Origin of the sequence: Streptomyces deccanensis (assembly GCF_022385335.1) — a bacterium.
Classification (GTDB): domain Bacteria; phylum Actinomycetota; class Actinomycetes; order Streptomycetales; family Streptomycetaceae; genus Streptomyces; species Streptomyces deccanensis.
The window spans coordinates 6,643,465-6,669,411 of the sequence record NZ_CP092431.1 but is presented as its reverse complement, the minus strand read 5'-3'; the positions used below and the strand labels follow the sequence as shown (position 1 = coordinate 6,669,411).

At 71.1% G+C, this 25,947-nt stretch carries 26 protein-coding genes; 8 read left to right on the top strand and 18 right to left on the bottom strand.

All coding sequences use genetic code 11. The annotated features are described in order from the left end of the window. Positions 1-132: 132 nt before the first annotated feature. Entirely contained in the window at positions 133-1,236 is a 1,104-nt protein-coding gene (locus L3078_RS29765; protein WP_239756988.1) for a HEAT repeat domain-containing protein, read from the top strand. 18 nt (positions 1,237-1,254) lie between these two features. On the opposite strand, the gene L3078_RS29760 is transcribed toward L3078_RS29765, so the two are convergent. The 13 genes from L3078_RS29760 to L3078_RS29700 form a co-directional block, all read right to left on the bottom strand. Next, a complete protein-coding gene (locus tag L3078_RS29760; RefSeq protein ID WP_239756987.1) occupies positions 1,255-1,917 on the bottom strand; it encodes an OmpA family protein in 663 nt (220 codons plus the stop codon). Positions 1,918-1,919: 2 nt separating this feature from the next. Continuing rightward, on the bottom strand, positions 1,920-2,513 hold the full coding sequence (locus tag L3078_RS29755) for a hypothetical protein (protein WP_239756986.1): 594 nt from the start codon (positions 2,511-2,513) through the stop codon (positions 1,920-1,922). Between the two features lie 15 nt (positions 2,514-2,528). Next, positions 2,529-3,146, bottom strand: a complete 618-nt coding sequence (locus L3078_RS29750; protein ID WP_275593228.1) for a pilus assembly protein TadG-related protein — start codon at positions 3,144-3,146, stop codon at positions 2,529-2,531. Further along, positions 3,143-3,352, bottom strand: a complete 210-nt coding sequence (locus tag L3078_RS29745; protein WP_239756984.1) for a hypothetical protein — start codon at positions 3,350-3,352, stop codon at positions 3,143-3,145. Before L3078_RS29745 ends, L3078_RS29750 begins: the two co-directional genes overlap by 4 nt. Positions 3,353-3,457: 105 nt before the next feature. Beyond that, positions 3,458-4,228, bottom strand: coding sequence for a response regulator transcription factor (locus L3078_RS29740; protein ID WP_239756983.1), 771 nt, complete (start codon positions 4,226-4,228; stop codon positions 3,458-3,460). Beyond that, positions 4,221-5,540, bottom strand: coding sequence for a sensor histidine kinase (locus L3078_RS29735; protein WP_239756982.1), 1,320 nt, complete (start codon positions 5,538-5,540; stop codon positions 4,221-4,223). Before L3078_RS29735 ends, L3078_RS29740 begins: the two co-directional genes overlap by 8 nt. Next, complete coding sequence (locus L3078_RS29730) at positions 5,540-6,586, bottom strand: DUF5936 domain-containing protein (RefSeq protein WP_239756981.1); 1,047 nt, start codon at positions 6,584-6,586, stop codon at positions 5,540-5,542. Before L3078_RS29730 ends, L3078_RS29735 begins: the two co-directional genes overlap by 1 nt. 10 nt (positions 6,587-6,596) lie before the next feature. Then, on the bottom strand, positions 6,597-7,553 hold the full coding sequence (locus tag L3078_RS29725) for a type II secretion system F family protein (protein ID WP_239756980.1): 957 nt from the start codon (positions 7,551-7,553) through the stop codon (positions 6,597-6,599). Between the two features lie 29 nt (positions 7,554-7,582). Continuing rightward, positions 7,583-8,923 (bottom strand): TadA family conjugal transfer-associated ATPase, encoded by a 1,341-nt coding sequence (locus L3078_RS29720; RefSeq protein ID WP_239756979.1) that lies wholly within the window; start codon positions 8,921-8,923, stop codon positions 7,583-7,585. 98 nt (positions 8,924-9,021) lie between these two features. Continuing rightward, a complete protein-coding gene (locus L3078_RS29715; protein ID WP_239756978.1) occupies positions 9,022-9,300 on the bottom strand; it encodes a hypothetical protein in 279 nt (92 codons plus the stop codon). Between the two features lie 424 nt (positions 9,301-9,724). Beyond that, on the bottom strand, positions 9,725-11,341 hold the full coding sequence (locus tag L3078_RS29710) for a CpaE/TadZ family protein (protein WP_239756977.1): 1,617 nt from the start codon (positions 11,339-11,341) through the stop codon (positions 9,725-9,727). Between the two features lie 130 nt (positions 11,342-11,471). After that, positions 11,472-12,188 carry a Flp pilus assembly protein CpaB gene (gene cpaB / locus L3078_RS29705; RefSeq protein WP_239756976.1) on the bottom strand — a complete coding sequence of 239 codons (717 nt, stop codon included), beginning with the start codon at positions 12,186-12,188 and terminating at the stop codon, positions 11,472-11,474. Then, complete coding sequence (locus tag L3078_RS29700) at positions 12,188-13,099, bottom strand: hypothetical protein (protein WP_239760515.1); 912 nt, start codon at positions 13,097-13,099, stop codon at positions 12,188-12,190. The genes cpaB and L3078_RS29700 overlap by 1 nt, the downstream gene beginning before the upstream one ends. Positions 13,100-13,422: 323 nt before the next feature. Between L3078_RS29700 and L3078_RS29695 the strand changes: the two genes are divergently transcribed. From L3078_RS29695 to L3078_RS29680, 4 genes are all read left to right on the top strand, one after another. Continuing rightward, positions 13,423-15,144, top strand: a complete 1,722-nt coding sequence (locus L3078_RS29695; protein WP_239756975.1) for a chitinase — start codon at positions 13,423-13,425, stop codon at positions 15,142-15,144. Positions 15,145-15,234: 90 nt separating this feature from the next. Further along, complete coding sequence (locus tag L3078_RS29690) at positions 15,235-15,939, top strand: RNA polymerase sigma factor (RefSeq protein ID WP_239756974.1); 705 nt, start codon at positions 15,235-15,237, stop codon at positions 15,937-15,939. Further along, positions 15,936-16,958: a CU044_5270 family protein gene (locus L3078_RS29685; RefSeq protein WP_239756973.1), complete on the top strand. Its 1,023-nt coding sequence runs from the start codon at positions 15,936-15,938 to the stop codon at positions 16,956-16,958. Before L3078_RS29690 ends, L3078_RS29685 begins: the two co-directional genes overlap by 4 nt. 293 nt (positions 16,959-17,251) lie before the next feature. After that, positions 17,252-18,391 carry an epoxide hydrolase family protein gene (locus tag L3078_RS29680; protein ID WP_239756972.1) on the top strand — a complete coding sequence of 380 codons (1,140 nt, stop codon included), beginning with the start codon at positions 17,252-17,254 and terminating at the stop codon, positions 18,389-18,391. Here L3078_RS29680 and L3078_RS29675 read toward each other — a convergent pair. After that, entirely contained in the window at positions 18,388-18,897 is a 510-nt protein-coding gene (locus L3078_RS29675) for a hypothetical protein (protein WP_239756971.1), read from the bottom strand. The genes L3078_RS29680 and L3078_RS29675 overlap by 4 nt on opposite strands. A 135-nt stretch (positions 18,898-19,032) precedes the next feature. On the opposite strand from L3078_RS29675, the gene L3078_RS29670 reads away from it, so the two are divergent. After that, positions 19,033-19,542, top strand: coding sequence for a SigE family RNA polymerase sigma factor (locus L3078_RS29670; RefSeq protein ID WP_239756970.1), 510 nt, complete (start codon positions 19,033-19,035; stop codon positions 19,540-19,542). A gap of 54 nt (positions 19,543-19,596) precedes the next feature. Beyond that, positions 19,597-20,913 (top strand): hypothetical protein, encoded by a 1,317-nt coding sequence (locus L3078_RS29665; protein WP_239756969.1) that lies wholly within the window; start codon positions 19,597-19,599, stop codon positions 20,911-20,913. 10 nt (positions 20,914-20,923) lie between these two features. Here the strand turns inward: L3078_RS29665 and L3078_RS29660 are convergent, their stop codons facing one another. Continuing rightward, positions 20,924-22,246, bottom strand: a complete 1,323-nt coding sequence (locus tag L3078_RS29660; protein WP_239756968.1) for an Nramp family divalent metal transporter — start codon at positions 22,244-22,246, stop codon at positions 20,924-20,926. Positions 22,247-22,442: 196 nt separating this feature from the next. After that, positions 22,443-22,907, bottom strand: coding sequence for an ATP-binding protein (locus L3078_RS29655; protein ID WP_239756967.1), 465 nt, complete (start codon positions 22,905-22,907; stop codon positions 22,443-22,445). 384 nt (positions 22,908-23,291) lie between these two features. Here L3078_RS29655 and L3078_RS29650 point away from each other — a divergent pair, with 384 nt between their 5' ends. After that, a complete protein-coding gene (locus L3078_RS29650) occupies positions 23,292-24,665 on the top strand; it encodes a M14 family metallopeptidase (protein ID WP_239756966.1) in 1,374 nt (457 codons plus the stop codon). Positions 24,666-24,765: 100 nt separating this feature from the next. Here L3078_RS29650 and L3078_RS29645 read toward each other — a convergent pair whose 3' ends face one another. Together L3078_RS29645 and L3078_RS29640 are read right to left on the bottom strand one after the other, a co-directional pair. Then, a complete protein-coding gene (locus L3078_RS29645) occupies positions 24,766-25,380 on the bottom strand; it encodes a hypothetical protein (protein WP_239756965.1) in 615 nt (204 codons plus the stop codon). A gap of 147 nt (positions 25,381-25,527) precedes the next feature. Continuing rightward, complete coding sequence (locus L3078_RS29640; RefSeq protein ID WP_239756964.1) at positions 25,528-25,938, bottom strand: RidA family protein; 411 nt, start codon at positions 25,936-25,938, stop codon at positions 25,528-25,530. Positions 25,939-25,947: the final 9 nt, after the last annotated feature.

Sequence of the window (25,947 nt, the reverse complement as noted above, 5' to 3'; positions counted from 1 at the left end):
GAGGATCGCTCGTGCGGGGGTCGGGCGCACGGACGTGGGTCCCCGGCGGGGAAATCGGTCGCCCGTGTCGGCGTACCCGCCTAGGGTGCTCCGGACGGGCGTTCGAGCAAGGCGAGGGTGGGTGGATCGGGCTTGGAGCCGCTGGGACGGGCCGCGCGGGACGACGACGAGGCGGCGGTCAGGGCCCTTCTCGACGGCGGTGCCGATGTCAACGGGCGGTCGCCCGGCGGCCTGACCGCGTTGATGCTGGCGGCGGGAGCCGGTGCCCACCACGCGGCGGACGCTCTGCGGGAGAACGGGGCGTACGTGGCGCTGCGGGACGAACACGGCCGCAGCGCGCTCGACTTCGCGCAGGAGGGTGCCGAGCGGCACCCGGACGAGCCCGGATATCTGATGATCGTCACCGATCTGGAGAAGTACTTCGGCAGACGGGCCGACTTCGCGACGACAATGGAACGGGCGATCCGGTTCGGTGACCCGCAGAACGACATCTGGTTCCGGGCCACCTGGACCCTGGACGGCTGGGCGGACGACGAGACGGTGGCGGGGGCGGAGACGGCACTGAACAGTGCCCAGGCGCCCGAACGGTACTTCGCGGCCGACCTGCTGAGCTTCTTCTGCCTCTACAACGCCTCCCTGCGCAACGGCGTCCACCGGACGCGGCAGGCGGCGGCTCTGCTGCGGGCGCGGATGGCGGTCGAGGAGCATCCGGCCGTCCTCGGGCTCGTCATCCGGGGGCTGGTGCGGCAGGCCGGTTTCGCCGACGACGCCCCGGGCATCCTGCGGTACGCCGGTCATCCGCACCCCGAGGTCCGCGCGGCGGTCGCCTACGCGGTGGAGGCGTCCTCGGATCCGAAGGACCGCGAGGCCTCCCGTACGGCCCTGGAGGTGCTGCTCGCCCTGGCTCGCGATCCGTGCGCCGAGGTACGCGGCCACGCGGTGGCGACCCTGTCCCACCTCTTCGACCCCGCCGTGCCGGTTCCCGCCGTGCACACGGCCCTGCGTCGCGCTCTGTACGACCCAGACCCGTCCGTGGTCCATGACGCGGCCTGCGCGCTGGGCAAGCTCGGCGGCGGGCGTCCGCTGCCCTTCCGCGCCGAGCAGATCCTCGTACGGCGGTATCTCGACGAGCCGCGTGAGACCCGGTCTTACGAGCGTGCGTACCGGGTCATCGAGCGGTGGCCCCGGGAGCGGTTGTGGGACGTGCGGGATTCGTTGCCGGATGAGCCGGAGTGAGGTGACGGGTCGCGTCGGTCAGCTCTCCTCGCCGTTGCCACCGGTGTCGGAGGCGGTCTCCGGGGCCGTCGTGGTGCGGGGGAAGGACACCTCGACGCGGCGGTTCTTCTTGCGGCCCTCCTCCGAGGAGTTGTCGGCGATCGGGTAGTCCTCGCTGTAGCCGCGTACCTCGAAGGTGATGTTGCCGCCCAGGTCGGCGGCGAGGAGGTCGTGGACGGCCTCGGCGCGCTTCTTGGAGAGGGTCAGGCCGTGGGCGTACGAGCCGAGGTTGTCGGTGAAGCCGAAGACGCGGACCGTGCCCGCGCTCTGCTTCTTGATCTCCTCCGCGATCGTCTGGATGCGGGAGCGGGCCTGCGGGTTGAGCTTCGCGCTGTCCTTCGGGAAGAGGACCTCCGCCTGGAGTGCGAACGTCACGTTCTCGTTGGTGTCCTCGCGGCGCTCCTCGCCGCCGAGGTCCTCCACGACCGACTTGATGTCCAGGACCTTGGCGGGGGCGAGCGTGGCTCCCTGCGCGAGCTTGAGGCCCGGGCTGTTCGCGTCGACCTCCGGGGGTGGGGATGTGGTGACTGTGCCGGGGGGTTCGCTGGGGTCGTCGGCGGCGGCGGTCTGGGAGGGCACCGCGAGGGTGAGGGCGGCGAGGACGGCCAGGGCCGCGGTGAGCCGTGGGGTGAGGACGGTCATGGTCACTCGTCCTCGGAGAGCTCGATGGTGGCGGGGGGCATGGAGCCGACCTGGAAGTCCACGGAGGTGGTGCCTTCGGGGGGTGCGGGGAATTGGGCGAACCAGTCGGTGGTCGCGCCGGTCCCGACGCCGCCGGTGAACCTCGTGCACAGGCAACGCCCTTCCGTGTCACGGAGGACGAGGTACTTCTTCTTGCCTGTCTGGTCGACCAGGCTCGCGCCCGCGATCGAGCCGCCGTTCTTGACCAGTTCGCTCTCGTCGCCGCGCCAGTCCGCGCCGACCCACGGCTTGCCGGTGCCGTTGGTGACTGTGCCCTCGACCGTGACGAACCCACCACCGTCACGCGCGGCCGAGGTGACCTTGAGCGTGAGGCCACCGGCCTTGACCTCGGCCAGGACCGACTCCGTGGTGGGGGCGTCGGAGTTCTTCTCGTCGTCCTGCCCACTGTCCTTGGACGGCGTCGACGATGACTTCGTGTCGGACGCCTTGTCGTCGTCCCCTCCTCCACCGCAGCCGGCCACCGTGAGAACCAGCCCGGCGGCGATCGTCACCGTGGACAGAGCCGTGCGGCCCTTCGTGGTGTACCGGAACTTCATGAACACAGCTTCCTCTCACTGGGCCAGACGCACAGAGAACATCACAGACGCGTCGGGAAGGTCGTCCGGATCGAAATCTCCGGGGTCGATGTCCACCGGTACACCGTCGCAGTCCAGGGTGACGGGCTTGGCGGGGTTGGCGCTCACGTCGAAGTCGCAGCGCGGCTGGATGACGGCGACCGCCCGAGCCGTGGCTGTCATGTCCTCGGTACCGGGAATGATCGAATCGCCCACGGTGTAGTCCGTCACCACGTCGACCTGGAATCCCGGGTCGCCGCCCACTTCAGTGGGCTGGGCCCCGCCTTGGAGGGTCGAGTCGTTCTGTGCGGCCAGCTCAGCCGCCGCGGTGGTGGCGTCGCCCCCGTCGGGGAGGCCTCCGGACAGGTCGATCCAGTCCAGCCAGTCGACATCGCCCGCGCCGATGGCGTCCCCCAGGTCCAGCAACAGTTCGTCTCGCGCCTGCTGTGCCGCTGCCAACGCCGCAGCGTCCGCCGCAGACTGGGCACCGCTGCGGGCGGACGCGGCTTGAGCGAACGCGAAGAAGGCCAACGCCGTGAAGAGCAGGATCGCCGTCAGCCAGATGTAGAGGGGAAGGGTGGACCCACGATCGTCGAACCGCCGTGGGCCTTTCAGCCGCCGATGACGTTGCTCACGGCCGTCAGGATGGCGCCTGAGATCAAGCCGTCCAGCCCCAGGCCGTCGATCATCACGAAGATGCCCGCGACGATGATCATGATGCCCGCGTACTCGACGAAGCCCGCGCCCGCGTCCCGGTCCTTGCCTCGCATGCGGGTGGTGACCGTGGTCCACCAGGTCTCGAAACGGTGTTTCACCTTCATGGCGGTTGCCTTCCCGCGCGATACCGACACCAACCGGATCACCGTACGTGAGACGGCACGTACGGGGGGTGGGTCCGGGGGCCCAACTTTTGTCGGGGGGTGGGGTCATCGGGGCCACCCGCCCAGGGTGGTGCCCAGCCAGTGGGCTATCGCTTCGCTGCGGGTCGAGCTGTGCAGTTTCGCGAAGATGCGGTTGATGTGGTTCTTGACCGTCTTCTCGCTGATGAAGCAGGCGGCGGCGATCTGACGGTTGTTCATGCCGGACGCGATGAGGTCCATCACCTCCACCTCCCTTGAACTCAAGCCGAAGGACGGGCGGTTGACGCGGTCGAAGGCGCGGCGGTGCGGAGTTGACGCGCGAGTGGGGCCGGGCTTTGACGACTGTGCCATAAATGGTTGCAGGTGCGAAGTGTGATCGTGACTTTCGTGTGAAGGTTCGTAGGAAACGCCGAGTGAAGTTGAGACAGTCGCGGAGATGGTCGGGCGCCCCTCCCGCATGTTCCGTACCGCCGTGATGAGTTCGGGGGCCGTGAACTCGCCGTGGACCAGGTAGCCGGAGGCGCCGCGGCGCAGGGCCTCGGTCACCACCTCGGGCTCCGTGCTGTAGGTCAGCATCATCACGGGGCAGAGGGCGGCCAGTTCGGGGAGCGCGGTCAGGCCGTCCGTGCCCGGCATGCGGACGTCGAGGAGGGCGACGTCCGGGCGGTGCCGGCGCGCTTCGCGCACCGCCTCCTCGCCGTTCGTGGACTGGGCCACCACCGTGATGTCGGGGTGGGCGCCCAGCAGGGCCGTGAGCCCGGCGCGGACCACGGGGTTGTCGTCCGCGACGAGGACGCGGAGGGGTGGGCCGGGGCGTGCCTGCGGCTGGTCAGGCATGAGCGGCCTCCTGTCGGGGGGTGAGGGGCGGGGGGTCGCAGGCGGGCAGCGGGAGGGTCAGGGTGACCTCCGTGCCCGGGGTCGTCGTACGGAGGTGGAGCCTCGCGTTCGTGCGGGCCGCTCGTTCCGCCATGCCCAGGAGACCGAAGTGGCCGGATCTTTGCGCTTCTTCGAGGGTGAACGTCGGCGGCAGACCCACGCCGTCGTCCTTGATCGTGAGGCGGAGCGTGTCCGGTGTTGCCGTCAGGGAGACCTCCGCCGTGGTCGCGCGGGCGTGGCGGTGGATGTTCTCCAGGGCCTCCGAGGTGATCGCGAGGAGGTGGTGGGTCGTGTCCGGTGGGAGGGGCGGGAGCTCCTCGCCGGTGTGGGTCACGTGGGTGGGGAGGGATGTACGGGACTCGAAGTCCTTCGCCCTCGCCGTCAGTTCGGCCGCGAGGTCGGTCGGTGGGGCGGGTCTCGTCAGGTCGGTGTGGCGGCGTAGGTCCGTGAGGAGGTCCCGGGATTCGGCGGCGGCCCGGCGGGCCGCCGACGCGACGAGGCCGGCCTGTTGTCTGAGGTGGGCCGGGTCCGGGGTGGGGTGGTCCGCCGAGGTCGCCAGGGCGTCGGCGGCGAGGGCGAGGCCGTGGAGGGTCTTGGCCACCGAGTCGTGGAGGTCGCGGGCCAGGCGGGCGCGCTCGGACTCCACGGCCTCCGCGACGGCCAGGCGGGAGGTGGCTTCGGAGAGCGCCTGGGTGGCCGTGCCGAAGCGGAACATCAGGTTGCGGAGGGTGACGCCGATGATGCCGGCGGCTACGCAGAAGCCGGCGATGAGGAGGGTGTTGGCACCCGCGCCGGGGCGGTGTTCCCAGGCGCGGTGGACGGCGAGGAGGACGGCGAGTTGGAGGCCGGTGAGGACGCCGGCGCCGCGCCAGCCGTAGAGGAGGCCGGACAGGAGGGGGGTGCAGACCGTGGCGTAGGCGAGGGGGGAGGCCGGGGAGGCGGTGAGGAGGAGGACCGCGCCGAAGAGGAGGTCCAGGGCCATGAGGGCGGGGTGGGCGAGGAGGCGGGGGGCGAAGCGGTACCAGTCCCTGAGCATGGCGTACGAGACGGTGATGCCGAGGACGGCGGCGATGAGTACGGCATGGGTCGGGGGGCCGTCCGTGGTGTTGGCCATGGCGAACGGGGTGCCGATGGCGAGGGTGGTGAGCCGGACGGCGAAGGTTTGGCGGGCGAGGGCCTGGAGGGCGTTGAGCTGGAGGCGGAGGGTGGCGGGAGGTGTGGCGTCGTCGGCGAGGTAGCCGGAGGGCGGGTTTCGCGGGCTCAGGGGGTTCATCAGCGGCCCAGGATGTCGCCGAAGTTGGTGCCCGAGCCCAGGAACATGCCCGTGGCGATGAGGATCATCGTGGCCGGGAGCATGAAGACGAGGGTGACGAGGGTGGCCTTGGGGATGGTGCGGGCGGCTCGGCGGCGGGCGTTCTGCGCGTCGGTGCGGCGCATGTCGGCGGCCAGTTGGATCAGGGTCTCGGCGATGGGAGAGCCGAGTTCCTCGCCCTGTTGGAGCGCCGAGACGAACTGGGCGACCTGTTCGGAGGAGTTGCGCCTGCGGAGTTCGTCGAAGGCCTGGCGGCGGCTGACGCCCATGTCCATCTGGCGGAGCGTGATGCGCAGTTCGTCGGCCCAGGGGCCCTCGTACTTCTCCGCCACCCGGTCGAGGGCCTGGCGGAACCCCAGGCCCGCCGAGACGACCACGGCCAGGACGTCCAGGAAGTCCGGCAGCGTGCGGTCGATGACGTCCTTACGCTCGCGGATGGCCTGCCAGATCGCCGCGTCGGCGGCGAGGAGACCGAAGGCGAAGGTGAACGCGGCGAACAGGGGGCGCCCGCTGGTGAGGAAGACGAGGCCCATGAAGGCGCCGAAGAAGCCGTAGACGGCCCGGCGGGCGGCGTAGCGGTTGAGGGTGAGGCCGCCGGGGTTGCCCGCCATGTCGATGCGGTGGCGTTTGGCCTCGACCCGGCGCGGGCCCATGAGGCGCAGGACCAGCGGGGCGAAGCGCATGCCCAGGCGGTCGACGGCCGAGCCGGTCTTGGAGACGCGGGTGGCGCCGACCTCCAGGGCGAGGGCCAGGTCGCTCGGGAGTTTCGCGTCGGCGCGGATCATACGGATGCCGAGGAGCACACCCGCCACGGAGATCGCCGTCAGGAGGGCCAGGAGGAGGGGGAGGAAGGGGGGGGTCGCGGTCGTCGTCGCCGCCGAGGTCGTGAACGTCGACGTCGACGCCGCTCCCGCCGAGGTCGTGAGCGTCGAGGTCGTGAGCGTCGAGGTCGTGAGCGTCGGCGTCGTGAGCGATGTCGTCAGCATCGAGATCGTCATGTCGGTCATCAGGGCCTTCTCATACTTCGATCTTGCCGAGGCGGCGGATGACGAAGAAGCCGACCGTGTAGAGGCCGATCGAGATCAGGACCAGGAGCTGGCCGAGGGGCGAGCCGGTCACGCGGGCCAGGGCCCCGTCGTTCGAGGAGTTGATCAGGAGGAGGGAGCCCAGGCCGAGGAGGGGGACGGTGAAGGCCGTCGCGTTGACCTCGGAGAGCATCGTGCGGACCTCGCGGCGGGTCTCCTTCCGGTCCTCCAGGGTCTGGGTGAGGTTGCGGAGGGAACTGACCACCGTGCCGCCCGCCTTGTTGGACAGGACGAGGGTGGTGACGAGGACGATCAGTTCGCGGGAGGGTAGGCGTTCGGCGAGCTCGCCGAGGGCGTCGTCCACCGAGCGGCCGAGCGCCAACTGGTCGGCGACGCGCGCCAGTTCCTCCCCGGCGGGGGCCTCCAGTTCCTCCGCCGCCATCGCCAGTGCCGTACGCAGGGCCAGGCCCGCGGCGGTGGCGTTGGCCAGGAGGCGGGCCACGTCGGGGAGTTGGTTGATGAAGGCCTCGATGCGTTTCTGGCGCTGCCAGTTGAGGAAGATGGCGGCCGCCCACACGCCCACGGCGCCCGCGATCGGGCCGAAGAAGGGGGCCAGGGTGGCGGCGGCGATCAGCCACAGCGCCACGACGACCAGGGCGACGTAGGTGGCGAACTCCCCCGCCGTGAGGTCCAGTCCGGTCGTGGTCAGCCGGAGGTGGATGGCGCGGCCCAGTCGGGTGCGGCGCAGACGGCGGTCGACGGCCGTGAAGCGCCGTACCCGGCCCGCCGCCGTGCGCAGGGGGCCGCCCTGGTGGCCCGCGAGACGGTCGACGAGGGCCTGCCGCTGGGCGCGGCCGGAGGCGTACGCGTGCGCGCCCGCGACGGCGAGGGTGCCGCCCAGGACGGTGGCGCCGAGGGCCAGCAGGGTGGTGGTGTCGGTGGTCGCCATGGTCGGTCCTACCTCCTCGGGGCTCTCGGCTATCCGATGGCCTGGCGGGTGTTGAGCGGGTCGATGGCCTCCGACACGACGTACGCGGGAGGCAGCGGCTCATTGGCCCCGTACAGCTTCTCCGCGACGGGGCGCGGTATCGGCAGATGCTCGAAGCGGCCGTGGACGACCCGGTCGGCGCCGAGGGGGTCCGGCGCGAAGCGGGAGACGGTGGCGATCCTGAACTGTTCGCGGCCGTGCGAGACGAGCAGGGCGATCTCGGTGACCTTGCGGGAGCCGTCGGCGAAGCGGGTGAGCTGGACGACCACGTCCACCGCCGAGTTGATCTGGTCCTTCAGGGCCTCGAAGGGGATGAGGACCTCGGACATCGAGCCGAGGGTCTGGAGCCTCATCAGGGCGTCCTCGGCGGAGTTGGCGTGGACGGTGGCGAGCGAGCCGTCGTGGCCCGTCGACATGGCCTGGAGCATGTCGAGGGTCTCACCGCCGCGGACCTCACCGACGATGATGCGGTCGGGCCGCATGCGCAGGGAGTTGCGGACCAGGTCGCGGATGGTGATCTGGCCCTTGCCCTCGATGTTGGGGGGCCTCGACTCCAGGCGGATGACGTGCTCCTGCTGGAGCTGGAGTTCGGCGGAGTCCTCGATGGTGATGATGCGTTCGCGGCGTGGGATCAGGCCGGAGAGGGCGTTGAGGAGGGTCGTCTTGCCGGTGCCGGTACCGCCGCTGACGATCACGTTGAAGCGGGCCCGGACGAAGGCGGCCAGCAGCATCAGCATCTGCTCGTCGAGGGAGCCCAGGTCGATGAGTTCCGGGAGGGTGTACGCCCTCGGGAAGCGGCGGATCGTGAGGGTCGGGCCGGTGAGGGCGAGCGGGGGGAGGATCACGTTGACGCGCTCGCCGGTGGGGAGGCGGGCGTCCACCATGGGGTTCGACTCGTCGACGCGGCGGTTGACCGTGGAGACGATGCGTTCGATGGTCTGCATCAGTTGGTCGGTCGAGGCGAAGCGGAGGGGAAGCTGTTCGACGCGGCCGGCTCGTTCCACGAAGATCGCGTCGGGGCCGTTGACCATGATCTCCGTGATCGAGGCGTCGGCGAGGAGGGGTTCGAGGACGCCGAGGCCCAGGGCCTCGTCGACGACCCTGCGGATGAGCCCGGAGCGTTCGCCCGAGGAGAGGACCGGGCCTTCTCGGCTGATGATGTGGCCGAGTACGCGTTCCAGGCGGGCCCTGCGGTCGGCTGCGGTCAGGGCCGACATCTCGGCGAGGTCGATCTCTTCGAGGAGCTTGGCGCGGTAGACGGCCACGAGGTGTCCGTCCTCGCGTCCGGCTCCCCCCTCGTCGGGGGCGGCGATACGGGATCGCAGGCTCATCTTCTCGTCAACTCCTCTCGGGGGGCGGGGGGTGTGTCTTGGGGCGGGGCAGGTGGGTGGGTGGGGGTGGGGGTGGGGGTGCGGGTGGGGGTGCGTTGTCAGGGGTCCTGGTCGTTCGGCATGGTGGCCGAGCGTTCCACCGAGACCGGGTCGAAGAGGGGGATCACGGAGGGGACGGTGACGACGACCGTGGCGGTGGTGGTGTCCGTGCCGCCTCCTCCGGGGTCGATCGAGGGGTTCAGCCACGCGCTCGCCGCGGCCGCGCCCGCGGCGGCGCCGGTTCCGGGGTTCAGTGACTCGGCGCGGGCGGCGGCGCGGGCGGCCGAGCCTGCCTGGCTGATGCCGTAGCCGACCAGGCCGAGTTGGATCGCCGCCATGCCGACCAGGAGCAGGATCGGGAGGAAGCCGGCGAACTCCAGGATGGAGGAGCCTCGGTCGTTCCAGCGGTGGGCGGGGCGTCGTTCCGGGGGTGGGGGGTTCGCCCTGGCGCGGTGGGTGGGTCGGGGGCGCGCCGGGGGTGTCCGTCCTCGGAACGGCGCGGAATCGGGCGGCTGTGAAGTCGGACCTGTTGACGCGCCAACCGCTGCGGGCGGACACCCCCCGACACGCCCCCTTCTCGCCGTACGCGGCTCACCCGCCGTCGGGGCTGCGCCGCAGGGGGTGAGGTGGGGGGCGGGGTGGGTGAGGGTGCAACCGCCGTCCCGGTGGCCTCGCATACGGCCGCCGGGGGCGCTGTGGGCGCCTGTACGGCCGCGCGGGACGCGTCGGTCTTTTCGTGTGGGCGGGTTTTCGTGGTCGGGGTCATGGCGTGTCCCCCTCCAGTGCCGCGCCTGCCTCGCCGTTGACCGTCCAGCCTGTGTCGAAGCCGGGGAAGAAGAGGGGGACGTTGGCCTGGACCTCGGCTCGCATGACGGGGCCGGCGGGGGCGCAGTCGATGGAGGTGTCGTTCCAGGCGCCCGGGAGGTTCGCGCTGCCCGCGGTCTCGCAGGCGCCGGCGATGTCGCCGTCGACCGCGTACGCGGCGGTCGCGGCGCGGGCGGCCTCGTCGGCGGCGTTGCCGGCGAGGGAGTAGGTGTAGCCGTAGAGGGCCGCCTGCCAGAGGATCGTCATGGTGATCAGGATCAGCGGGAGCATGCCGGCGAACTCGAGGGTCGCCGAGCCCCGGTCGCCGCCCTTGCGGCGCAGGACGAGGGCGCCCCGGTCGGAGGACCTGCGGCGTCGGCCGCCATGGTGGTTGTGGTCCGGTGCGGTGACCAGGTCCAGTTCGCCGGCGAGGGCCCAGAGGGCCTGTTTGACGGATGAGCGGGCGTCGAGGTCCTGGAGGCGGCCCGCGTCGACGACGGACTGGAGTTCCTTGAAGGCGGCGGGGACGGCGGCGCGGGCCACCTTCGTGCCGGTGACCTTCTCGACCAGCGGCGGCTGGATCTCCGTGGCGCGCGACAGTCGGTTGACGACCGTCAGCGTCTCCTCCGCCTTGCGGATCTGGAGGCGGTCCCAGAGGCGGACCATGCGTTTGGCGGCGCGGACGGCGACGACGTCGGGGGTGACGAGGAGCAGGGCCTGGTCGGCCATCTCGACGGCGGCCGCCGTGGCCGCGTTCATCTGGGAGCCGCAGTCGACGATCACCACGTCGTGCCGGGAGCGGAGGGTGGCCACCACCTGGCGGGCCACCCGGTCCGTCACCTCCTCGCCGCGTTCGCCCTCGGCGGGGGCGAGGAGGAGGGAGATCCCGGTGTCGTGGGCGTAGACGGCCTCCTGGAGGACCCGCGGGTTGAGGTCGGTGATGGCGGCCAGGTCGGCGACCGAGCGGCGGAACTGCACGTCGAGGTACGAGGCCACGTCCCCCGACTGGAGGTCGAGGTCGAGGAGGGCGACCGTACGGCCGGACGCGCGGGCCGCGAGCGCGAGCTGCACGGCGGCGACGGTGGCGCCGACGCCGCCCTTGGCCCCGCTGACCGTGACGACGGTGCCGCCGGGGCCCGCGTACAGCTCGGGTGTCCCGCTGCCGAGGTGGCGTCGCATGCCGGCCGACCAGGCGGCGGCGGCCTGGACGCGTTCGGCGAGGGCCTCGTAGGAGAGGGGCAGCTGGACGATGCCCCGGGCGCCGGAGTCCATGGCGGCGGTGAGGACGCCGGTGCTGGTGTCGGAGGTGACGAGCACGACGCCGACCGCCGGGAAACGCAGGACGAGGTCGCGGACCAGGTCCAGCGCCGGTACCGGGCCGATCCGTTCGTGGACCAGCACCACTTCGGGCAGCTCGTCCAGCGAGTCGGCGGCCATCCGCGCCAGGGTGTCCAGCAGCGCGGTGGAGTCGGAGACGGGCGGTGCCGGTTCCGCGTCGGCGAGCTGGCCGAGCAGCGTGGTGAGGGCGCGGGCCGAGTCGACGTCGCCGGCGGCGGGGAGGATGCGGATGGTCATCGGCGGGTCCCCGTTCGTGGAGCGGCGGGCGAGGGGGTCTCGTGCGCGCCGATCCGTAGCGGCGTTCGGCGCACCCCCGTTCGAGGGGCCCTCGTGCGGACGTTCCGGACCGACCTCATCGCGGGGCCTCCTACTTGTCCTCGTCGAGGGTGTACGAACGGTCGTCCGGTACGACGACGGTGGCCTCGCCGCCTCCGACGAGGGCGAGACGGACGTGCTCGGCGAACGACTCGGCGAAGGCGACGCGCTGGGCGTCGGCGGTGTCGAGCGCGAAGGTGATCGGGACGGCCTCGGTCGCCGTGCGCCGGCGGTCGCTGCTGGACTGGCCCGATTCGAGGGGGGTCAGTTTGCCGACGTCGATGACGCGGGCGTCGGCGACCATCAGCTTGGAGGTGTCCTTGCCGGAGTCGCTGTCCTTCTCCTCGAAGGTGGCGTAGATGTTGACCAGCGAACCCGGGTTGATCTTGCCCGCCACACCGGTGGAGGCGTCGATCAGGATGGCGATCTCCTGTTGTCCCGCTTCGAGTTCGGGCCGGTCGACGATCATGTCGGACTGGAGCAGGGAGCCCTTGCTCAGCTGGGTGACGGCGATCTTCCCGCGGATCTCGGCCAGGTCGGTGACGGCCGTGCCGGACAGCCACCGCTCCGGCATCGAGATCTTCTCGAACTGGCCCGCCGTCAGCTCCTTGTAGGGCGCGATGTCGCTCTTCAGCCGGTACGCGGTCACCTCGGGCCCGACCTTCGCGTTCACGTCACGGATCACCGAGAGCACCCCGGCGAAGGCGACCAGGGCGCACAGGGCCGAGAGGACCAGCAGGATGACGCCGCGGCGCTGGCGTGAGTTCACTACTTCTCACCTCGTGGGGACGTGCCGAGCACATGGGCGGGCCCACTGCTCGACCGGGGCAGCGCGCGCACGGGCGGCGGTTCGGGTTCTCGTAACGGGGCCGCGCAGAATCCGCAGCGGTCGCCGATGAGTTCGAGGCCGCACCAGTGGCAGGTCTCGCGGCGTACGGACGACACGAGTTGGTAGAGCACGGAGACGTCACAGAGGCCGGCGGCGAACTCGACGAGCTTGCCGGTCCCCCACCAGCGCGTGGACCCCTCGGGCAGCGACACCGGCAGGGACCCCTGCACCTGCCAGGCCTGGGCGAGGGATCCGGTGACCCAGTCGGAGGGCGGCTGCGGTCCCTGCGCGACGAGCAGCCGGGTGCCGAACTCGGGTCCCGCGAGGGGTTCCTCGTCCGCGGTGTGGAGGCGGACCAGCTGGGGCCGCGGATTGGCGAGGACGGCGAACTGGGCGCCCGGCAGCCAGGACTTGGCGTGCGACTTCAGCGGGACCGGCACCCGGTCGAGCTTGGCGACGGAGCCGAGGAGCGCGCCGGCGTAGATGTAGTGCGCGAGGAGGCGTACGGAGGAGGCGAGCACTCCGGGGCTGAAGTCGCACACGGAGAGCTGCCGCAGTTGCTGGGCGAGCAGGGCGAGGCCGAGCGGGGGCAGGTCCACGCCGAGCAGGGCGATGCGGTCGCTCTCCAGCACGGAACGGACGGTGTGCAGCCGCCGGGTGAGGGCCGACGCGTCGGAGGACGAGTGGAGGGCGATGACGTAGCCGTGCTGCTCGATGAGCGCGTGCATGCCGTACAGGGAGGCTTCGAGGGTTTCCTGCGGCTGTACGACAGCGGGCGGGATCTGCCGGTCGTGCGGTGGGAGCACCAGGTCGGAACTGGTGACGGCTATCGCGGTCGGCACGCTGCACATCACCCCGTTCACTTCGGCGGAGTGGTCGACCACCGCCTCAGACGGCCCCTGTGCGGAGCGACGCCGTCTGGACGTCCCTCCTGCATCGTCTTGCATCAGCACCATATCCACGGCATGGCCCGATCAACACCGAATCTCCTTGATCAACTCACGGGGGGTGGGGGCCGTATCCACACAGAGTGAGACGCATATGCCTCAACTCGGCAGGTGGGCGGGGAGGTTGGACTCCACGAACGAGTGAACGGGCTTCGGGCGGGAGTATTGACAACCTGATTGGTCTGGACCAACTTACGACTATGTTCAGACACAGAAGACGCATACACATGCGGACGAACGCGCGGAAATGTGAGGGTGCGCGCATACGGGGACGGACCCGGCTCCGGTCGGGCGTCGTCGCCCTCTCCCTCGCCCTCGGTCTCTCGCTCGCCGGCGCCGGGCAGGCGTCGGCCGCGGACATCAACAACGCCAGGAACGCCGGATTCGAGTCGGGGCTCAGCGACTGGAACTGCTCGGCGGGCAGCGGCGCGACCGTCTCCTCCCCGGTGCACGGCGGCGCGGCCGCGCTGCGGGCCACCCCGGCCGGGCAGGACAACGCCCGCTGCGTCCAGACGGTGGCGGTGAAGCCCGGCTCGACGTACACGCTCAGCGCCTGGGTGCGGGGCGGGTACGCGTACCTGGGCGCGACCGGGACCGGAACGACGGACGTGTCCACGTGGACGCCGGACTCGGCGAGCTGGAAGCAGCTGTCGACCACCTTCAGGACGGGCGCCTCGACGACCTCGGTGAGGGTGTACACGCACGGCTGGTACGGGCAGGCCGCGTACTTCGCCGACGACGTGTCCGTGTTCGGCCCCGACGGCGGCGGTGGCGGCGACCAGCCGCCCACGGTCCCGTCCGCCCCGGCCGGGCTGACGGTGTCGGGCTCGACGTCCTCCTCGGTCTTCCTGGCCTGGAACCCGGTCTCGGGCGCCACCGGCTACCACGTCTACCGGGGCGGCACCAAGGTCCAGTCGGTGACCGGCACTTCGGCGACGGTGACCGGGCTCGCGGCCTCCACCTCGTACGCGTTCCAGGTCACGGCGGCGAACGCGGCCGGTGAGTCGGCGCGTTCGGCGACGGTGACGGGGACGACGACGGCGACCCCGGGCGGCGGCACCGGCGTCCCGAAGCACGCGGTGACCGGGTACTGGCAGAACTTCGACAACGGGGCCACGGTGCAGCGCCTCGCCGACGTCCCCTCGCAGTACGACATCATCGCCGTGGCCTTCGCGGACGCCACCGCCACACCGGGCGCCGTCGCCTTCACCCTCGACTCGGCGGGCCTCGGCGGCTACACCGTCGACCAGTTCAAGGCCGACGTCCGGGCCAAGCAGGCGGCCGGCAAGAAGGTCATCGTGTCGGTCGGCGGTGAGCGCGGCACGGTCGCGGTCAACAGCGCGGCCTCCGCGACGAACTTCGCCGACTCGGTGTACGCCGTGATGCGGACGTACGGCTTCGACGGCGTCGACATCGACCTGGAGAACGGGCTCGACGCGACCTATATGACGCAGGCGCTGCGGTCGTTGTCGGCGAAGGCCGGGCCCTCGCTGGTCATCACGATGGCGCCGCAGACCATCGACATGCAGTCGACGTCGAACGCGTACTTCCGGACGGCGCTGAACATCAAGGACATCCTGACCGTCGTCAACATGCAGTACTACAACAGCGGTTCCATGCTGGGCTGCGACGGCAAGGTCTACAGCCAGGGGTCGGTGGACTTCCTCACCGCCCTCGCGTGCATCCAGTTGGAGAACGGGCTCGCCCCCTCCCAGGTGGGGCTCGGGCTGCCGGCCTCGACACGGGGCGCGGGCAGCGGGTACGTGGCGCCGAGCGTGGTGAACAACGCGCTCGACTGTCTGGCCCGGGGCACGCACTGCGGCTCCTTCAAGCCGCCGCGGACGTATCCCGACCTGCGGGGCGCGATGACCTGGTCGACCAACTGGGACGCCACGGCGGGCAACGCCTGGTCGAACGCGGTGGGGCCGCATGTGCACGGGCTGCCGTAGACGACGCCCGTAGGACTGTGGCGCGGGTCACCGGAACCTCTCCCACCTCACGGAGAGAGCAGAGTGTGAGGTGGGAGAGGTGCGTGAGAGATGAGTGACCCCGAAAGGGCGCGGGCGGACGCCGAGGCGTCGGCGGAGGCGGTGGTGCGGGCGCGGATACGGGCCGGGGACCGGGACGCGTTCGCCGAGGTCTACGACGCCTACGCGCGGGCCGTCTACAACCACGCCTACCGGCTGACCGGCGACTGGTCGACGGCCGAGGAGGTGATGGCCGACACCTTCCTGGACGCCTGGCGCACCCGGGAGCGGCTGGAGCCGGACGGCGGCTCGTTGAAGCCGTGGCTGCTGGGCATGGCGACCAACAAGGCCCGCAACGCCGCCCGTGGCCGTGGCCGCCGGCTGGCGTTCCTGGCCCGCCGCCCCGCCCCGGAGCCGGTGGCCGACTTCGCCGACGAGACCGCCGGGCGCCTCGACGACGCGCGCCGGCTGGCCGCCGTACGGCAGGTGTACGGGCGGCTGCGGCGCGCGGAGCGTGAGGTGTTGGCGCTGTGCGTGTGGTCCGGCCTCGACTACGGGCAGGCGGCCGAGGCGCTGGGCGTCCCGGTGGGGACCGTACGGTCCCGGCTCTCCCGGGCCCGGGCGCGGCTCGGGCGGCTGACGGACGAGCGGCTGCGTGAGGAACGTACGCGAAACATGACGAACGGTGGGGAACCGGGGCGTCGTCGCGGAGAGGTAGGGGGCGAGGCCGCGTTCGCGGCCCTTCCGCTCAAGGAGATTCAGGAGGGATCCCGATGAACGAGGAGCTGGCCCGACTGCTGCCGCCCCCGCCCGAACGGGACGTCCCGCCTGGTCGCCTCGCCCACCACAAGGACCGACTGATGCGACTCATCGACGACGACCTGGCCACGCCCCCGGTCGCCCCCGCGCCGCCCGCTGTTCCCGCCGCGCCCCGGAGGGCGCGCCTGCGGCTGTCCCGCCCGGCCCTGTGGCTGCCCGCCGCCGCGCTGACGCTGGCCGGGGCGCTGACCGTCGGCCTGGTCACGGCCTCGGACTCCGGCCTCGGCGTGCGGACGTCCGACGCCGAGAGTGCCGTCGTCCTGCTCGACCGGATCGCCGATGTCGCCGCGCGGACGGAGGTCGAACCGGTCCGCGACGACCAGTTGGTCTACGTGCGGAGCCTGACGGCCGGGGCGGAGGCGCAGGGCGAGGACGGCGTGTACGTCCCGGGGCGGCCGCACGAGCGGGAGGAGTGGGTGTCCCAGGAGCCGGGGCCGGTGAAGCAGTTGGCCCTGCACCACGAGAACGGCGCCTACTACCCGGTGCGGGAGTTGCTGCCGCCGGGGTCGCCGGGTGTCCCGGCCGGTGTCGACCGCCCGACGTACCGCTGGCTGGCCGCGCTGCCCACCGACCCGGACGAACTGCTCGCCGAACTCCGCGGTCTCATCAAGCCGTTCGAGGACCAGGAGCCGTCGCAGGCGGTCTTCGACAAGATCGGTGAACTGCTCAACGCGTCGGTGATGCCGCCCGAGACCGCCGCCGCGCTGTACGGGGCCGCCGCGCGGATCCCCGGGGTGACCCGGATCGAGAAGGCGACCGACCCGGCCGGGCGGCACGGGGTCGGCATCCGCCGTGTCGACAGGCGGTCGGGGTGGGCCACCGAGTGGATCTTCGACCGGGAGAGCCTGGTCTACCTCGGTGAACGCACCTGGCTGACGAAGGACGGCGCCGACGGGGCGAAGGGGACGGTGCTGTCGGAGAACGCGGTGCTGGAACGGGCGGTGGTGGACGAGTACCGGGAACGGCCGGGGTCGTAGCCAGTCCGGCCGGGGTCGTAGCCCGTGCGGCCGGGTCCTAGCCCGTGCGGCCGGGGTCGTGGCACGCCCGGCCAGGGGCGTGGCTCGCTCGGCTCCGCACGGTCGTGAGGGTCCGTCGGTCAACCCCTTTCGAGCGGGTTCGAAAGGCTTGTCCGGCGGGCGGGCGTGCGTGAGCATCGGTGCCCCGGCGGCGGCCGGCCGGTTCGTCCGCCGACCGGGGACCGGCACATGTGAGAGCAATCCGCCCGCCCTCGCGGACACATGCTGTCCGCAGGCCTTCCCACCCTGGACTCATGACGGACAACAGCGTGCGCAGCCACCGGATCGACATCCCTCAGGCCCAGCTGGACGATCTGCACACCCGCCTGGACCTCACCCGCTGGCCCGACGAACTCCCGGACGCGGGCTGGGCGTACGGCACTTCACTGCCGTACCTCCGTGACCTCGCCGCGTACTGGCGCGGCACCTACGACTGGCGCGCGCACGAGGCCGCCCTCAACCGGATCCCGCAGTACGTCACGGAGATCGACGGCGCGCGGGTGCACTTCCTGCACGTCCGCTCCTCCCGGCCGGACGCGCTGCCGCTGATCCTCACGCACGGCTGGCCGGGCTCGATCGTGGAGTTCCTCGGTGTGATCGACCTGCTGAGCGACTTCCACCTGGTGATCCCCTCCATCCCCGGCTTCGGGTTCTCCGGGCCCACCCGGGAGAAGGGCTGGAACGTCTCCCGGGTCGCCCGCGCCTGGGCGGAGCTGATGCGCCGGCTCGGCTACGAGCGCTACGGCGCGCAGGGCGGCGACCTGGGCGCGCTGGTCTCCCCCGCGCTGGCCCGCACCGCCCCGGAGTCGGTGGTCGGCGTCCATGTGAACGCCGCGTCGGTCGGCTTCATCCCGCTCGGCCCGGTGGACGAGGCGGAGCGCAAGGACCTCGACGAGCGGGAGCTGCGGAGCCTCGCGAGCATCGGCGAGTTCACCACGGACGGCTTCGGCTACAACGCCCTCCAGTCGACCCGCCCGCAGACCCTGTCGTACGGCCTCACGGACTCCCCCGTCGGTCAGCTCGCCTGGATCATGGAGAAGTTCCAGGCGTGGACGCACTCCTCGGCCGCGCTGCCGGAGGACGCGATCGGCCGGGACACCCTGCTCACCAACGTGATGCTGTACTGGCTGACCGGCACGGCCGGTTCGGCGGCCCGGATGTACTACGAGAACAGCCATGTCCCGGACTGGTTCCCGACGGCGACCTCCGGGGTGCCGACCGCGGTGGCGAACTTCGGCGAGGACGTGGCGATCCGCCGCTGGGCCGAGCAGGTCAACACCGTCGTCCGGTGGACGGAGTTCGACCGCGGCGGCCACTTCGCGGCCCTGGAGGTGCCGGACCTGCTGGCGACGGACGTACGGGAGTTCTTCGACTCCGTGCGCCGGACCGGCTAGCCCATCGGGCGGTAGTGGCCCAGCACGTGGGCGAGGTGCGCGAACCACTGGTGGAGGCGTTCCCGGGGCTTGGCCTCCACCGTGCACTCGAAGAAGCCGCCGTCGAGGTGGATGACGGCGACCATGAGGGCCTTGCCGTTGCCGCTCGCCTTGTAGTGGACGCTGCGTATCTCGGGCCACGAGAAGTCGACGGAGACGCCGTGGTCCTCGAAGGCGACCCCGCCCGCGTCGATGACGACGGAGTTGTGCCGGTCGACGGCCAGGAACTCCGGGCCCTGGTGGGGTGACTGGGCGTACGGCTGGGGTGGCTGCGCGTACGGCTGCTGGGGCTGGGCGTACTGCCGCTGGGGCTGGGGCGCGTACGGCGGGCCGGGCGGCGCGGGCGGGGGCGCGTGTGGGGGCGCGTACGGCGGGGGCGGGGGCCCGAAGCCCTGGTGGCCGGCCGGCGGCGTCCACGGCTGCTGCGGCGGCGGTGGCGGCTGGTGGCCCTGTGCAGGCTGGTCCATGGTGTGTGTCCTCTGCCCCGTCGGTGTGACTCGTACCGCACCGTATCTCTCACCCTTCCGTGAAACATTCCCCGGGTGCCGCCGCATCAATGGAGTGAGAGGCGACAACACGAGTCCGTTCAGGGGGAGCCACAGATGAGACCTGTCCGCGCGGACGGATACCAGGAGTTCGCGGTGGCGCGCGCGGGCCATCTGTACCGGTCCGCGTGTCTGCTCACCGGTGGGGACACCCATCTCGCCGAGGACCTCGTGCAGGAGACGCTCGGCCGGCTGTATGTGAAGTGGGGGCGGGTGCGGCGGGCGGACAACCCCGCCGGCTATGCGCAGACCGTGCTGACCAGGACGTTCCTCGCCCACCAGCGGCGGCGCAGCAGCCGGGAGCGGGCCACCGACGTCATCCCGGACGGGCCCGCCGCGCCGGGCACCGACGCGTCCCTGCGGCTCACCCTCGTCGAGGCGCTGGCCCAACTGCCGCCCAAGGACCGGGCCGTGGTCGTCCTGCGCTACTGGGAGGACCGGTCCGTCGAGGAGACCGCCACGGCGATGAACGCCAGCTCGGCGGCCGTGCGCACCCGGTGCGTCCGTGCCCTCGCCCGGCTGCGCGTCCTGCTCGGCGACGCCATCGGCGAGTACGCCACCCCCTGAGCCCTCCCGCATCCACCGACACCGGCACACCACTCGCAGAAACGGCGGTTCGTCATGCCCCAGGAACAGCACGAAGACCCCTTCGAGGGCAGGCTCGGCGCCGCCCTGCGCCGGGTCGGCGGCTCCTTCGAGACCGATCACCGCACGCTGGTCGGCGGTGGAGCCGCTCGCGGCCGGCGGCTGCTGTTCCGCCGCCGGGCGGCGATGCTGGGCGGGGTCGCCGGGATCGCGCTCGTCGGGGTGGGCGGGGCCCTGCTGCTGCCCGGCACCGGAGAGGGAAGCGGGAAGCAGTCCGTGGCGGCGGGGAGGTCCGCCGAGCCGGACATCGAGCAGGGCGTCAGGGACGACGACGGCGCGGTGTCCGGCGCCGAACTCGTCGCCATGCTCAAGGAGCTGCTGCCGGACGGGAGGATCAGCGGGGAGTCCGCCCGTGGCACGAGCGCGGACGGGCCGCCGTACGCCCAGGTCGTGTTCGACGACGGCGAGGGCGGGGGGGCCGTGCAGCTCGTGCTCGGGCGGATCGACGCCGACAGCGAGCACGCCCGACAGCTCACCGACTGCCCGGACAAGACGTTCGTCGGCTACGACTCCTGCGAGGAGAGCACCCTGCCGGGCGGTGCGCGGCTGATGCTCTTCCAGGGCTACGAGTACCCGGACCGCCGGGTGGACACCAAGCACTGGTACGCGCAGCTGGTCGATCCGGCGGGGTTCGAGGTCAGCGTCATGGAGTGGAACGCCGAGGCGCAGAAGGACGCGCCGGTCACGCGTGCCGAACCGCCGCTGTCCCTCGCGTCGTTGACCACCATCGTCAGGGACCCGGGCTGGCAGCCGGTCGTCGACGCCATCACGGAGGAGCCGGCGGACGGCGGCACGCGGGAGGACCAAGGGGAGAAGGAGGAGTCGTCGACGGTTCGCCCCGGGGACGGGTCCCTCGATGCCCCGGTCATCGGGAGCGAGGGCATCCGGAGGACCCTCGTCAGCCTCCTTCCCGAGGGCGTCGACGTCGTCGGCGAGGACGACGAGGTGTCGGACTTCGCGTACGTCGTCCTCGACGACGGCAAGGGGCGGAGCCTGGTGCAGATCAACGCGCAGCCCGGCATGGCGGACCTCGCGGACTCGCTGTTCGGCGCGGACGCCGAGACCCTGCCGGACGGCACGAAGGTCGTCACCCGGCAGGGACCCGGGGAGAAGGGCGGCGAGGGGGTCGTGATGTGGACCGTGGACACGCTCCGCACCGATGGGCTGCGGGTCGTGGTCAGCGCCTTCAACTCCGGTGCCCAGCACACCGCCGCGACCCGCGAGGCCCCCGCGCTCACCATGGCTCAGCTGCGGGAGATCGCCACCAGCGAGCGCTGGAAGCGGCTCGACTGACGTCCGGGGGTCAGAAGAAGTCGGCCCACGGCTGGTCCCAGATCTGCTTGACGGCCAGCACCAGGAAGAGCAGGCCCGCGATGGCCAGCATGCCGTTGCTGACGATGCCGTTGCGCCATTCCCGGGGTGTGCGGGAGGAGTTGAGGAGCCAGAGGAGGGTGGCGGCGAGGAAGGGCAGGAAGGCCGCGCCGAGGACGCCGTAGAGGATGATCAGACGGAACGGCTGGCCCTGGAAGAGCAGGACGATGGGCGGGAAGGTCAGCCAGAGCAGGTAGGCGCGGAACGGCCAGGACTTCTCGTGGCGGCCGGAGGCGACCTCCTCGCCCGTCACCGCCCCCTTCCGGCGGAAGCGCGCCACGAAGTCCGCGAACATCAGGCTCACGCCGTGCCAGACGCCGATGAGGGAGGTGTACGAGGTGGCGAAGAAGCCGATCAGGAAGAACTTGGCGGTGGCCGTGCCGTACTCCTCCTCCAGGATGTCGCCGAGCTGGATGAGGCCCTTGTCGCCGCTGGCGATGGCGACGTTGGCGGAGTGCAGCAGTTCGGCGCCGACGAAGAGCATCGAGATCACGAAGATGCCGGTCGTGATGTAGGCGACCCGGTTGTCGAGGCGCATGACCTTCATCCAGCCGGTGTTCGTCCAGCCCTTGGCGTTGACCCAGTAGCCGTAGGCGGCCAGCGTGATCGTGCCGCCGACGCCGCCGATGAGGCCGAGGGTGTTGAGGATCGAGTCCTTCTCGTCGGGCAGGACGGGCAGGAGTCCGGCGAAGGCGTCCCCGAGGTTGGGGGTGACGCGGATCGCGAGATAGACCGTGACCACGAACATGACGCCCACCAGGACCGTCATGACCTTCTCGAAGACCTCGTACTTGTTGAACCAGACGAAGACCAGACCGCTCAGGCCGCACAGCACGGCCCACCACTTCAGGTCCATCACGTCCGGGAAGAGTGCCTGGAGGGGCAGGGCGCTGGAGGACATCGCGGCGGCGCCGTAGACGAAGCCCCAGATCACGACGTAGACGACGAAGAACCACGTCGTCCAGCGGCCGAGGCTCGCCCAGCCGTCGAAGAGGGTGCGGCCGGTGGACAGGTGCCAGCGGCCGGCCGCCTCGGCGAGGGAGATCTTGACGAGACAGCCGATGACGGCCGCCCACAGCAGGGTGTAACCGAAGTTGCTGCCCGCGATCAGGGTCGCGACCAGGTCACCGGCGCCGACACCGGTCGCCGCGACGACGATGCCGGGGCCGATGTACTTCCAACTGGACTTGCGGGGTGGGGGGTTGGAGCCGGATGTCGCGGGTGCGTCAGTGGGGTTTCCCGTGGTGTCCGCCATGAGGCTCAAGAAACCCCAAGGGACGCCGTCAGACAAGAGGGCAGGCAGGGCAAGCCCGGGCCCCTCCAGGGGCGCGGGGAACTGCGCGACCGGCCACGACGACGCCGCAGACGACCGACGGCCTCAGCGGCTGGTGGCTTCGGCGCCGGATGCCACCGAAGCCACCGGCCCCGCCGAACCGCTCGACCCGGCGGAGCTACACGCAGCCGTCCGCCCCGCACGTACCGAGCTCGAACCACACGGTCTTGCCCGACCCGTCCTCCTGGCAGCCCCACCGTCCCGCGAGCGCGTCCACCAGGAACATCCCCCGGCCGCTCTCCGATATCTCCGGCACCCGGCGCACCCGGGGCGGGCGACCGTCCGTGTCCGACACCTCGCAGCGCAGTACGCCGTGGGCCGCCGACAGGGTCAGCTTCAGTCGGCTCTCCGCGTGCACCAGCGCGTTGGTGACCAGCTCGCTCACCAGCAGCTCCGCCGTGTCGGTCTGGTCGAGCAGACCCCATCCCTCCAGCTGCCTGCGCACCTGCGCGCGGGCCTGTGCGGCGGCGGTGGGACGGGGGTCGTACTCGACGCTCAAGTGCCCCGCGCCCATGGGCGGTTGCGGGTACGAGGCGAAATGGGGGCCGGAATCCGGAAGGAGACCCCCGGAGAGTTGCAGCATGCTTCCAGGGTTGCCGCCGCGCGTACGCGGCACACGGGGAGGACTACCCGTTTCCGGCCGTGCATATACCTGTTTCCCGCCCGGGTACGTCCGTAATTGGGGGCCTACGCGACCGATGGGCGTGTACGCGGTTGTGTAGGGCTTACGCGCGCTGTGAACTCCCGGCGCGTTCCTCCCCGTTCCGGCCACCTCGGCGCCCGCCCATGCCCACCCACTCTTGACCTGGTCATGCCAGAGCCGCACCATGAGCGCCACACCCGCACCAGGGCCGGCCGGGCACCCCATGGTCGCCGGCCAGGCCCGAGGCACGTCGCAAGGATCCACCCCCCGCTCCACTCCCCACTTCCGGAGACCCCGGAATTCCTGGAGAAACTAGGAGACTTGATGCGACTCCGCATACGCGGCAGGGCGGCGACGCCCGACGGCACCGGCCGGAGATCCGGTCGCCGCACCGCCGCCCTCGCCACCCTGCTGGCGCTGGCCCTCGCCGCCCCGGTCGCCGCGACCACCACGGACGCGACGGCGACCAGCGGCGAGCGGCCGAAGGCCTCCGCCGACGACATCCGTCAGTACGAGGTGCACATGCACTCGGACAGCAAGTCCCGCACGGCGCTGCAGCAGGCCGGTGTGACCGTGGACGACGCCGACGACCACTCGGTGTTCGTCTCCGGACGCGCGGACCAGATCAAGAAGCTGAAGCAGCAGGGGTACGAGGTCACCCCGCTCGGCGCCGCCCCGGACCGGTCGAACGGCGAGGACGACGTACGGCTCTTCGACTTCCCGTCCGCCGACTCCCGGTACCACAACTACGCGGAGATGACGAACGAGATCAACTCCGTCGTCGCGGCCAACGGTTCGATCGCCAGCCAGCGGGTCATCGGCACCACGTACCAGGGCCGGAACATTGTCGCCATCAAGATCAGCGACAACGTCGGCACGGACGAGGCCGAGCCCGAGGTGCTGTTCACCCACCACCAGCACGCCCGTGAGCACCTCACCGTCGAGATGGCGCTCTACTTGCTGGGCGAGCTGACCTCCGACTACGGGACCGACTCCCGCGTCACCAACATGGTGAACAACCGCGAGATCTGGATCATCCCGGACATCAACCCGGACGGCGGCGAGTACGACGTCGCGACGGGCTCGTACCGCTCGTGGCGCAAGAACCGGCAGCCCAACAGCGGCTCGTCGTACGTCGGTACCGACCTCAACCGCAACTGGAACTACCGCTGGGGCTGCTGTGGCGGCTCGTCCGGGTCGACGTCCTCGGACACCTACCGGGGTACGGCCGCCGAGTCGGCGCCCGAGGTGAAGGTCGTCGCGAACTTCGTGCGCAGCCGGGTCGTCGGCGGGGTCCAGCAGATCAAGACCGGGATCGACTTCCACACCTACAGCGAGCTGGTGCTGTGGCCCTTCGGGTACACGACCGCCGACACCGCGACCGGGATGACGGCGGACGACCGCAACGCGTTCGCGACGGTCGGCGGGAAGATGGCCGCGAGCAACGGGTACACCCCCGAGCAGTCCAGCGACCTCTACATCACGGACGGGTCGATCGACGACTGGCTGTGGGGCAACCAGAAGATCTTCGGGTACACGTTCGAGATGTATCCGGGGTCGGCGTCGGGGGGTGGGTTCTACCCGCCCGACGAGGTGATCGCCCGGGAGACCGCGCGGAACCGGGACGCGGTGTTGCAGTTGCTGGAGAACTCGGACTGTATGTACCGGTCGATCGGCAAGGAAGCGCAGTACTGCTAGGCGTGGGGTTCGTACTGTGAGTACGTGAGTCTGAGTCTGTGAGTCCGTGAGTGGGGAACTGCGGGACCGTCGTGGCTGGTCGCGCAGTTCCCCGCGCCCCTTACGGGGCGGTGTCCGAGCCTTCTTCGAAGTACGCGTCCAGGACCTCGTCGATCTGCTTCTCCCAGGCCGCGTGGTCCGACTTGGCCTTGGCCTCGATCTCCAGGTAGTACCAGCGGCGGTCGGGGGTGTGGACCGTGATGGTGAAACGCTTGCCGAAGAGGGGGGACTCCGTCTCGATCGCGCCGATCTCGTCCCAGGTGAACTCGCACTCCTGGTCGTCCAGACGCAGCCGTACCCCGGCGCTGTCCGCGACGATCTTCGCGCGGCGGTCGGAGGCCTCGAAGACGGGGCCGTCCGATGTCGCCTCGCCGGCAGCGTCCTCGGCCTCGTCGCCTTCTTCGGCTTCGGTCTCGGCTGCGGCCTCAGACTCGGCCTCGGCGTCCGCTTCGGCCGAGGGCTTCTCGGCGGTGGACGGCTCGGCCCGGTTCGGGGCAGCCTCGTCCGGCTCCTCGGTCTCCGCCGGTTCGGCGGACTCCGTCGGCTTGGTGTCCTCCGGCTCCTCCTGCTTCTCCTTCTTCACGGACACCGGGGCCGTGAGTCCGGGGATGTGCGACGGGTCGACCGCGGCTGCGGCGGCCAGGGGCTGGTTTTTCGAACCGATACGCTGCTCCACAGCGGGCAGTATGGTCGACGACCCTGTGTCGGGGACAGTCGGGCCGGGCATATGTCCGTATCTGGGTTTCACGGCGTTCAGAGGAACACGCTCAATACCGCCGCTACCGCGAACCCCGCCAGCGACAGCACCGTCCGGGTCGCGTCGTCAGGCGTCCAGGACCGCCAGTGCGTCGATCTCGATCAGGAGGCCTGCGGGGAGGCCGACGTAGACCGTGGTGCGGGCGGCGGGGGCTGTCGTGAAGTGCTTCTCGAAGTACTCGTTGTAGATCGCGTTCATCTCGGCGAAGTGGTCCACGTCGGTGAGGTAGACGCGGATCATCATCACGTCGTCCCAGGTGGCGCCGCCCTCTTCCAGGATCGCCTTGACGTTGGCGAGGGTCTGGAGGGTCTGTTCGCGCAGGGTGGGGCCGACGGGGGTGGGGGGCTCGCCCTCGACGGCGGGGAGGAAGCCGACCTGGCCCGCGACCTGGAGGATGTTGCCCTTCCGGACGCCGTGGGAGAACCTCGCGGGGGGTGCGGTGTGGGTCTTCGGGGTGAGGGCGATCTTGTCGGTCATAGCGGGTCC

Coding starts and splice junctions, on each gene's coding strand:
- L3078_RS29720 (WP_239756979.1), bottom strand. CDS start 8,923: ATGAGCCTGCGATCCCGTATCGCCGCCCCCGACGAGGGGGGAGCCGGA.
- L3078_RS29690 (WP_239756974.1), top strand. CDS start 15,235: ATGAGTGACCCCGAAAGGGCGCGGGCGGACGCCGAGGCGTCGGCGGAG.
- L3078_RS29680 (WP_239756972.1), top strand. CDS start 17,252: ATGACGGACAACAGCGTGCGCAGCCACCGGATCGACATCCCTCAGGCC.
- L3078_RS29700 (WP_239760515.1), bottom strand. CDS start 13,099: ATGTGCAGCGTGCCGACCGCGATAGCCGTCACCAGTTCCGACCTGGTG.
- L3078_RS29740 (WP_239756983.1), bottom strand. CDS start 4,228: ATGCCTGACCAGCCGCAGGCACGCCCCGGCCCACCCCTCCGCGTCCTC.
- L3078_RS29640 (WP_239756964.1), bottom strand. CDS start 25,938: ATGACCGACAAGATCGCCCTCACCCCGAAGACCCACACCGCACCCCCC.
- L3078_RS29745 (WP_239756984.1), bottom strand. CDS start 3,352: ATGAAGGTGAAACACCGTTTCGAGACCTGGTGGACCACGGTCACCACC.
- L3078_RS29695 (WP_239756975.1), top strand. CDS start 13,423: ATGCGGACGAACGCGCGGAAATGTGAGGGTGCGCGCATACGGGGACGG.
- L3078_RS29655 (WP_239756967.1), bottom strand. CDS start 22,907: ATGCTGCAACTCTCCGGGGGTCTCCTTCCGGATTCCGGCCCCCATTTC.
- L3078_RS29755 (WP_239756986.1), bottom strand. CDS start 2,513: ATGAAGTTCCGGTACACCACGAAGGGCCGCACGGCTCTGTCCACGGTG.
- L3078_RS29710 (WP_239756977.1), bottom strand. CDS start 11,341: ATGACCATCCGCATCCTCCCCGCCGCCGGCGACGTCGACTCGGCCCGC.
- L3078_RS29660 (WP_239756968.1), bottom strand. CDS start 22,246: ATGGCGGACACCACGGGAAACCCCACTGACGCACCCGCGACATCCGGC.
- L3078_RS29675 (WP_239756971.1), bottom strand. CDS start 18,897: ATGGACCAGCCTGCACAGGGCCACCAGCCGCCACCGCCGCCGCAGCAG.
- L3078_RS29685 (WP_239756973.1), top strand. CDS start 15,936: ATGAACGAGGAGCTGGCCCGACTGCTGCCGCCCCCGCCCGAACGGGAC.
- L3078_RS29760 (WP_239756987.1), bottom strand. CDS start 1,917: ATGACCGTCCTCACCCCACGGCTCACCGCGGCCCTGGCCGTCCTCGCC.
- L3078_RS29735 (WP_239756982.1), bottom strand. CDS start 5,540: ATGAACCCCCTGAGCCCGCGAAACCCGCCCTCCGGCTACCTCGCCGAC.
- L3078_RS29730 (WP_239756981.1), bottom strand. CDS start 6,586: ATGACCGACATGACGATCTCGATGCTGACGACATCGCTCACGACGCCG.
- L3078_RS29650 (WP_239756966.1), top strand. CDS start 23,292: ATGCGACTCCGCATACGCGGCAGGGCGGCGACGCCCGACGGCACCGGC.
- L3078_RS29715 (WP_239756978.1), bottom strand. CDS start 9,300: ATGGCGGCGATCCAACTCGGCCTGGTCGGCTACGGCATCAGCCAGGCA.
- L3078_RS29665 (WP_239756969.1), top strand. CDS start 19,597: ATGCCCCAGGAACAGCACGAAGACCCCTTCGAGGGCAGGCTCGGCGCC.
- L3078_RS29670 (WP_239756970.1), top strand. CDS start 19,033: ATGAGACCTGTCCGCGCGGACGGATACCAGGAGTTCGCGGTGGCGCGC.
- L3078_RS29725 (WP_239756980.1), bottom strand. CDS start 7,553: ATGGCGACCACCGACACCACCACCCTGCTGGCCCTCGGCGCCACCGTC.